Annotated in this window: 7 protein-coding genes; 3 read left to right on the top strand and 4 right to left on the bottom strand. The window is 70.5% G+C overall.

All coding sequences use genetic code 11. From position 1 onward, the window contains the following. Nucleotides 1–1,760: condensation domain-containing protein (locus IE244_RS13295; protein ID WP_191873684.1), on the bottom strand; the 1,760-nt coding region annotated here is incomplete at its 3' end. Between the two features lie 126 nt (nucleotides 1,761–1,886). Continuing rightward, nucleotides 1,887–2,105: an MbtH family protein gene (locus IE244_RS13290; RefSeq protein ID WP_191873683.1), complete on the bottom strand. Its 219-nt coding sequence runs from the start codon at nucleotides 2,103–2,105 to the stop codon at nucleotides 1,887–1,889. A 187-nt stretch (nucleotides 2,106–2,292) separates the two neighbouring features. On the opposite strand from IE244_RS13290, the gene IE244_RS13285 reads away from it, so the two are divergent. Beyond that, on the top strand, nucleotides 2,293–3,228 hold the full coding sequence (locus tag IE244_RS13285) for a TauD/TfdA family dioxygenase (RefSeq protein WP_191873682.1): 936 nt from the start codon (nucleotides 2,293–2,295) through the stop codon (nucleotides 3,226–3,228). Nucleotides 3,229–3,364: 136 nt separating this feature from the next. Here the strand turns inward: IE244_RS13285 and IE244_RS13280 are convergent, their stop codons facing one another. Next, nucleotides 3,365–4,348, bottom strand: a complete 984-nt coding sequence (locus IE244_RS13280) for a TauD/TfdA family dioxygenase (RefSeq protein ID WP_191873681.1) — start codon at nucleotides 4,346–4,348, stop codon at nucleotides 3,365–3,367. Between the two features lie 315 nt (nucleotides 4,349–4,663). Here IE244_RS13280 and IE244_RS13275 point away from each other — a divergent pair, with 315 nt between their 5' ends. Together IE244_RS13275 and IE244_RS13270 are read left to right on the top strand one after the other, a co-directional pair. Beyond that, the gene (locus tag IE244_RS13275; RefSeq protein ID WP_191873680.1) at nucleotides 4,664–5,368 is read left to right on the top strand and encodes a class I SAM-dependent methyltransferase; all 705 of its coding nucleotides are present in this window, start codon (nucleotides 4,664–4,666) and stop codon (nucleotides 5,366–5,368) included. A 225-nt stretch (nucleotides 5,369–5,593) separates the two neighbouring features. Continuing rightward, nucleotides 5,594–6,037, top strand: a complete 444-nt coding sequence (locus IE244_RS13270) for a hypothetical protein (protein ID WP_191873679.1) — start codon at nucleotides 5,594–5,596, stop codon at nucleotides 6,035–6,037. Between the two features lie 13 nt (nucleotides 6,038–6,050). Here the strand turns inward: IE244_RS13270 and IE244_RS13265 are convergent, their stop codons facing one another. Then, nucleotides 6,051–6,812 carry an SDR family oxidoreductase gene (locus IE244_RS13265; RefSeq protein WP_031173035.1) on the bottom strand — a complete coding sequence of 254 codons (762 nt, stop codon included), beginning with the start codon at nucleotides 6,810–6,812 and terminating at the stop codon, nucleotides 6,051–6,053. Between the last annotated feature and the right edge of the window lie 108 nt (nucleotides 6,813–6,920).

Here is a 6,920-nt window from a genome sequence, read left to right as displayed (position 1 = left end):
TCCGGGTTCACCGGGTCGAGCGGCAGATACGCGGCACCCGACTTGAGCACACCGAGAATCGTCGGGATCAGCTCAAGGTCACGCTCCAGCGAGACACCGACCAGGACCTCCGGGCCGGCGCCCAGCTCACGCAGATGATGGGCCAGACGGTTCGCCCGCTCGTCCACCTCGGCATAGGTCAGGGCACGGTCCCCGCAGACCACGGCGATCTGGTCCGGCGTCCGGGCGGCCTGCGCCGCGAACGCCTGGTGGACACCCCCGGAGACCGGGAACTCGGTGGTGGCGTTCCAGCCGCGCACCAGCTGGTCGGTCTCGGTGTCCGACAGGAGGTCCACCGTGGAGAGCCGTGCCTGCGGGGCGGCGGTGAGGCCGTCGAGCAGGCGGACGTAGTGGTCCGCCATGCGCTCGGCGGTCTCGCGTGCGAAGAGCGAGGTGGCGAAGATCAGCCGGGCGTTGAGCTCGCCCTCCCGGGCATCCTCCACGTCCAGTGTCAGGTCGGACTTGACGATGCCGGCGCCCGTCACGGGCTCCACGTCGAGGCCGGGCAGTTCCAGGCCGGCGCCCTGCCGCTCGCGCAGGATGAAGTCGGCCTGGTAGAGGGGGCTGCGGGACAGGTCCCGTTCCGGCTGCAGTTCGTCGACGAGGCGGGCGAAGGGGACCGCCTGGTGCTCGAAGGCGTCCAGGATCGTGCCGCGTCCGGCGGCGAGCAGCTCGTTGAACGTGGGGTCACCGCTCCACGCGGCACGGGCGACCAGCACGTTGATGCCGTAGCCGATGAGTCGCTGGAGCTCGGGGCGGTTGCGTCCGGAGACCGTGGTGCCCACGGGGATGTCCGTGGTCCCGGTGTACCGGGACAGCAGGATCTGGAAGGCGGTGAGGAGGACGACGAAGCGGGTGACTCCGCTGTCCTTGGCCAGCTTGCCGATGCGTTCGGCCAGGTGGGCCGGGATGGCGAAGTCGACGCCCGCACCGCTGGGGTCGCGGAGGGCGGGGCGCTGGTGATCGGTGGGCAGTTCCAGCACGGGCAGCGCCGCCAGCTGTTCCCGCCAGTAGGACAGTTCGGCTTCCAGCGTCTCGTCGGCGAGTTCCGCGCGCTGCCAGGCGGCGTAGTCCGCGTACTGGAGGGGAAGAGGTTCCAGCTCGGGCGTACGGCCGGCGGTGTGCGCGGTGTACAGGCTGCTCAGCTCGTCGGCGAACACTCCCATGGACCAGGCGTCACAGGCGATGTGGTGGAAGGTCACCACCAGCATGTGGTCGGTGTCGTCCAGCTGGAACAGCTTGGCCCGCACCGGCCAGTCCCGGGTCAGGTCGAGGGGGACGGACGCCTCCTGCTCCGCGAGTTCCCGCGCGCGCTCGGCACGCCGGTCCGCGGGCACATCGGCCAGGCCGACCACCGGAAGCTCCAGCCGCCGCGGCGCGTCCACCACCTGGACGGGTTCCTCACCGGACAGGACGTACCTGGTGCGGAGGATCTCGTGCCGGGTGACGACGCCTTCCAGGGCCGTGCGCAGCGCCTCGGTGTCCAGCGGCCCCCGCAGGCGGGCCGCCAGCGGTACGAGGTATTCGGGGCTGTCGGGAGCCATCTGGTTGAGGAACCACATCTGCTGCTGCCCGAAGGACAGCAGCAGCGGCTGGTCGCGATCGGCCCTGGTCATCCGTGAGCGACGGGCTCCCCGGTCCCCGGACAACCAGCGCCGCAGCAGCTTCTCCCGCAGCTCGTTCCTGCCCTGCCCGTTGGACGGCGCGTCACCGGTGCTCATGCTTCCTCTTCCCCCAAACAGCTTTCTTCAGCGATCAGTTGTGCGCCGGGCGACTGCCGGGAACCGACCCCCGGCGAGGCCATGGGACCTCGCCCAGGTCGTGGTCCGTCCGCAGCGGACGCGTCCTCAGTTCGCCGCGCTCTCCGCCATCCGGCGGCGCAGGCTCAGCGGGCGCATATCGGTCCAGACCTCGTCGATATGGGCCAGGCATTCCTCTTTGGTGCCGCGGGTGCCCTCGGCGCGCCAGCCCTCGGGCATCTCCCGGTCCGCCCACCAGATCGAGTACTGCTCCTCGTCATTGAGAACGACGTCGTAGATCTGCACGTCGGCGCTCTGCTCGGCCATTTCGCTCCTCGGTTGAATGAGACTGGATCAACGACACTGTGCGGCGCGCCCCTATAAGGCGTCTATACCGTTCACCGAAAACCCCGAGCAGAGCATGTAGAGGGTATATAGACGCGACTGCCAGAATGCTCTGACGGCTAATTTCGGCACCTTTGTAAATCATCGACGGAAGGGAGGGGCTGCCTCGATGAAGGACGGTCACGAGTGGAGTCCCCTGGAGATAAGCCCGGCGGATGTGCAGCTGGAGGCCAGCGCCGAGGGACTTTCCACATTTGTGAAGTCGGCGGACATCGGCGACCTGCTGGTGAAGGAGAAGGCCCTGGTCTTCCGCGGCTTCGGGGTGGACGAGGCGTCCCTCGATCCGATCATCGACGAACTGCTGCCCAACCGGGCGGCCTACGTGCACGGGAACTCGCCGCGGACCAAGGTCGGCCAGAACGTGTACACCTCCACGGAGTACCCGGCCGAGTTCGTCATCTCGATGCACAACGAGCTGTCGTACGCGCACCGCTGGCCCAGCCGGCTGCTGTTCTTCTGCGCCGTCGCGCCGGAGACGGGCGGCGCCACGCCGGTGGTCGACGGGGCGCTGTGGCTGGCCTCCCTCGACGACGAGGTGCGTGAGGCGTTCGCCGGGGGCGTGCGCTACACCCAGAACCTGCACGGCGGCCGGGGCCTGGGCAAGAGCTGGCAGCAGACGTTCGAGACCGAGGACCGCGACGAGGTGGAGCGGTTCCTCACCGAGGCCGAGGCGAGCTGGGAATGGCGCCGGGGGGACGATCTGCGGATCACCCACGCCCGGCAGTCGGTCCTGCGGCACCCGGTCACGGGGACGGAGGTCTGGTTCAACCAGTCGGACCAGTGGCATCCCGCGACCCTGGGCGAGGACGCGGCGGCCCTGGCCAAGGTGCTGCCCATGGACGAGCTGCCGCAGACGGTGACCTTCGCCGACGGCAGCCCGATTCCCCCGGAGTACGTCCTGCAGGTGCGCGACCGCGGTCTGGAGGCGGCCGTCGACGTCGACTGGCGGACCGGGGATCTGATGCTCATCGACAACGTGCTGGTCGGCCACGGCCGGCGGTCCTTCACCGGTGACCGCCGGGTGCTCGTCGCGATGTCCAGCTAGGTCGTCCGGCCATACCCGGCTGGATCCGGCCGGGTATGGCCCGGCGAGGCGGACCGACGGCCCGGAGGCGGGTCCACGAACAGTGCGCCGGCGGCTCCCCGTGTGGGAGTCGCCGGCTGCCTGGTGTCCGCGCCGTTCAGCTGATGACGGGTCCGCCGTCCGCCCGCTGTGCCAGGCCACGGCGGTTGTCCAGATGGACGAAGGTCCGGTGCAGCCAGCGGTCGCGGCCGTCGTAGCGCGGGGTGAACGCGGTACGGCCGTGGATGGCTATGCGATTGTCCAGGAACGCCATCTCGCCGGGCTGGAGCACCAGGGACGCGGACACGTCCAGGAACGCGGTACGCAGCAGTTCCAGCGCCGCCTTCGCGGTGTCGTCGAGCGGCGAGGTGGCGTTGAAGTCCACGCGGACGTTCGGGTCGTCCGGCATGCCTTCCAGCACGGGGTGCCCCTCCACGGAGTTCGCCGACCGGAACGAGGGCGGGGCCTCCGTCACGAAGCGCGGCTGGAAGAGGACGTCCCGGACGTCGTCCGGAAGGAGCCGGACCGCCCGGCGCACCGAGGAGACCAGCGTGCCGGCCGTCCCGGAATGGTCGTTGCGCAGGCACAGCAGTCCGACGAAGTCTGGTCTGTGGGCGTGGAACGCGTTCTCCACGTGCAGTTCGAGCGGGATCGAGCCGGCGTTGCTCTGGGACTCCTCCCGCCCCGGCACCGGTACGACGTTCTGCACCAGCGCGCCGGACTTCTCGTCGCGGTAGGCGACGACTTCGCCCAGGTACAGGCTGATCAGTACGGCGACGGCGGCCGGTACCGTCGCCGTGCGTTCCACCGACTCCGCGACGGTCGGCGTCGCGGGCAGGCCGGGGTCGCCGACCGGGAGGTTCCGCAGGGCCATCACCGCGTCGTCGCCCGGGTCGTGCCGGAACCGGCGGACCACTTCGCGCAGCCGCAGGGGCAGCCGGCTCGTCAGCTCCCGGGCCTGTGCGAGCCACTCCCGGTCGTCGACCAGGCGCCGCCCGGCATCGGCCAGCAGGGCCGCCACCTGCCCCAGCTCATCCCGTTCGGCACCGGTGAGCGTCAGGTCGAGCAGGGCGCGCTCGGGCACCAGGGTCCCTTGATTCATCGTGTCCACTTTCTCTCGTCGTCCTGGAACTCCCACACCGCCTTGGGGAAACCCAACGGCGAGAACACGCTGCATTGCGAAGCCATATTTGTTCGATATGTGGCCGGTGTGCCGCATGTGCGCCGGGCGCCGCCGGGTCCTCGGAACCGCTCGCCGCGAGGGTGGACGGGTGGGTGGACACGTGGGTTATCCCTACCCCTGTTTCGGGGGCTTCCCTCGTGGTGCGGCCGGTCGACGGCCCGTTAGCGTGCTCGTGGAATTCATACAGATGTGCTCCGCGCACCGGCGTGGGACACAACGCTGGAGAAAGACACCATGCAACGACTCTCTTCACGATTCGGCCTTCCCCAGAGCAAGGCGGGTGCCTGGGCGTTAGCCGGCGTATCGGCGGCGGCAGCCGCTGCCGCCTGGTGGGCGTCCGACTCCGCGCCGTATCCCTACGCACAGCGCTGGATTCTCGATCTGCCGCTGCCCTTCCTCACCCAGGAGCGGCTGAACGGCCTGCTCCGGCCGCAGCCCGGCCTGCGCGTCCTGGAAATCGGCCCCGGTACCGGGCTGCAGGCGCTGGAGGTCGCTCCCCAGCTCGGCCCTGACGGCACGCTGGAGATCGTCGACGTCCAGCAGGAGATGCTGGACCACGTGATGCGCCGTGCTGCCGACCGGGGCATCGGCAACATCGTCCCGACGCTGGCCGACGCGCGGCACCTGCCCTACGAGAGTGCGAGCTTCGACGCCGCCTACCTGGTGACGGCACTGGGTGAGATCCCTGACTTCCCGGCCGCGCTGCAGGAGTTGCGCCGGGTGCTCAAGCCGACCGGTCGTCTGGTCGTCGGTGAGTTCTTCGACCGCCACCAGGTCCGTCCGGCGGCTCTGGCCCATCACGCGAACGCCGCCGGGTTGCACGTGACCCGGCAGATCGGGACCGTCATGGCCTACTACGCCCTGCTGGAACCGTGTGCGTCGGCCGGCGGCGGCCAACTCCCGCAGGTTCCGGCCTCTGCCGCCGCGGTACCCCGGTGACGGCCGTCGACCCCCTCTGATCCCCGGTCGGGTCGGTCCCGCCGAGGACGACCACGACCGGCGCCGGCCGGTGGCACTCCCCCTCGCACACCCCCGTGTGGCCACCGGCCGGCAAACCCGCTTCCCCGCCGCGCGGACGCCGGAACGCGCCGGTTCCGCCCGACGCCCCGAAGAGGGGGGTTGTCCCCAGTGCGGCGCGCATGAGCGATCCGTAGGCTCCCGACCATGAGCACACTGGACTCGCCGGACGCGGGCCTGAAGAAGGACGCGGACCTGCGCAAGGACCTCGACGCCACCGTGCGGGCACGCACCGAACTGGGCGACGACTACGACTCCGCGCTGATCGACTCCTTCCTGGGGAAGGTCGAACAGCGGATCGACGACGCGGTCGACCGCCGGGTGCGGCGGCAGCTGGCCGAGCAGCAGATGTCGACCGCGCGCAGCACCCGGCGGCCGAAGGACGCCGACACCTGGACGGAACGCTTCGGGTTCGCCGTCATCTCGCTGGTCCTCGCCATCCCGCTGACCGCCATCTGCGGTGCCCTGGCGGGAATGCCCGGCACGATCGCCACCTGGGTCGGCATCGTCGGCGTCAACTTCGCCCAGGCGGTACGGCTCAACCCGGAGCTGCTCAGCGGCCGGCGCGAGCGGTCCGGCCGGCACGACTGAACAGGCCCCCGGTTCACGCCTGCCGGGTCGGCAGGACCATGATCTGGCGGAGGTTGACGTGCCGGGGCCGGCTGGTGGCGTAGGCGACCACATCGGCGACCTCGGCCGCCGCCAGGCCGCCGATCGCCTCGAACATGCCGTCCAGCTGCCCGGACAGTTCCGTGCTGTCGACGTGCGTGGCCAGTTCGGTCTCCGTCAGTCCCGGCTCGATGTTCGTCACCCGGACGTCACGCGGCCCGAACTCGGTGCGCAGGGACTGCGAGAGATAGGTGACGGCGGCCTTCGTGGCGCCGTACACCGCGTAGTTCGGGAACGGGATGTGGGCGCCGATGGAGGAGATGTTCACCAGGTCGGCGGCGCGGCCCCGGCCGGCGGCGGCCACCAGGTCGGCTCCGAAGGCGCGGATGACCCGCAGCACGCCGGTGACGTTGGTGTCGAGCATCCGCTGCCACTCGTCGATCCGGCCCTCGTCGACCGGGTTCGGGAGCATGACACCGGCGTTGTTGACGACGAGGTCGACGGTCTCGAAGGTCTCGTGGACCAGGTCACGGGCGGCCGCCACCGAGGCGTCGTCGGTGACGTCGGCGGCCACCGCGAGCGCCTCGCCGCCGTCGGCCCGGATCTTGTCCACCACGCTCTTCAGCCGGTCCGCGCGCCGGGCGAGCAGTGCCACCCGGGCGCCCTCGGCGGCCAGCTGCCGGGCGACGGCCTCGCCGATGCCGCTGGCGGCCCCGGTGACGACGGCGGTGCGGCCGGACAGGCTCTCGTACGACATGGATGTTCCCCCTGGGGTGTCCGCACCGGGGCGGTTCCCCGGCTGCTGGCACCAGCCTCGCCCGGCCCGGCGGCCGTACCCAGGGATGCGGTTTTCCTGGGTCTGCCA

Origin of the sequence: Streptomyces filipinensis, assembly GCF_014649495.1 — a bacterium.
Taxonomy (GTDB): Bacteria; Actinomycetota; Actinomycetes; order Streptomycetales; family Streptomycetaceae; genus Streptomyces; species Streptomyces filipinensis.
Note: the sequence above shows the minus strand (reverse complement) of the source record. Positions and strands in the feature narration are given on the sequence as shown.